Origin of the sequence: Pseudomonas wayambapalatensis (genome assembly GCF_049942315.1) — a bacterium.
In the GTDB taxonomy this organism is placed as follows: domain Bacteria; phylum Pseudomonadota; class Gammaproteobacteria; order Pseudomonadales; family Pseudomonadaceae; genus Aquipseudomonas; species Aquipseudomonas wayambapalatensis.
Genome location: NZ_JBNFMU010000055.1, coordinates 1 through 1,035 on the forward strand (window position 1 = coordinate 1; position 1,035 = coordinate 1,035).

Annotated in this window: 1 pseudogene; it reads left to right on the forward strand. The window is 64.9% G+C overall.

Going from position 1 to position 1,035, the window contains the following annotated elements:
* Window positions 1-906 (forward strand): annotated as a pseudogene (locus ACPZMI_RS01670) (pyoverdine maturation tyrosinase PvdP); the annotation flags it as partial.
* Between the last annotated feature and the right edge of the window lie 129 nt (window positions 907-1,035).

Below are 1,035 nucleotides of genomic sequence, written 5' to 3' on the forward strand. Positions count from 1 at the left end.
TGGCAGCCAGGGCCGCGCGACCACGAGCGCGATGCCCGCGGGCCGCGCAAGCACCGCAATGGTTCGGGCGTGGACTTTCTGTTCATGCACCGGCACATGCTCGCTGCCGCACGCGCCCTGCAGGACCTGCCCTCCTGGCAGCGCTTTCCGCTGCCACAGCCCAATGTCGAGTTCGACCGGCAGGGTTTTGCCCGCTATTACGACAACCACGACGGCTGCTGCGTGCCGCCGCCCTGGCAAGCGCCGGGCGACGACGAGTATGGCCAGTGGGTGTCGGCGATCAAGGCCGGGGAGACGTTCTGCAGCAACTTCCAGGTCTGGGAATCGCAATACCAGGATCCGCAGTACCTGTCGAAGCTGAGCCTGGGCACCTTTGGTTCGGAAGTGGAGATGAACCTGCACGACTGGCTGCACATGTGCTGGGCCTCGGTGCCCCGGGACCCGTCCAACAGTGCGCCGGTGCCCTTTGCGCGCGACCCGTCGGATTTCGCCGGGCGCTGGTTCGGCCGTGAGAACGACTTCCTGGGCGATCCGTTTTCTTCCCATGTACACCCGGTGTTCTGGGGGTTCCATGGTTGGATCGACGACCGGATCGAAGACTGGTATCGCGCCCATGAACGCTATCACCCCGGCCAGGTGCGGCGCCTGGAGGTCAATGGCGTGAAGTGGTTCGCGCCGGGTCCTTGGGTGGAAGTCGGCGACCCCTGGCTGGGGCCGGACACTCATGGGTGCAGTACCACACCGGGTATTCGTCCGGGCAAGACAGTGGAGATGGATGTGGAGGTGATGAAGCTTGCGCTGCGTATCACCTTCGGCGAAGAGGACGGCATCGCCGACCTGCTGCGGCGGGTGCCGCGTCGGCCTTGGTACGCGCGTAACCTGTCGATGAAGAACATTCTTTCGTGATTAACGCCGAGTCGTGCTTTTCGCGGGGAAGGGGGGGGGGGGGGGAGGAAGGGCGAGGGGGTGCGGGAGGGGAGAAAAACACCCCCTAGGAGAAGTCCTAGCTGAAAAAAGGCAACAGGGGCCGCCCCC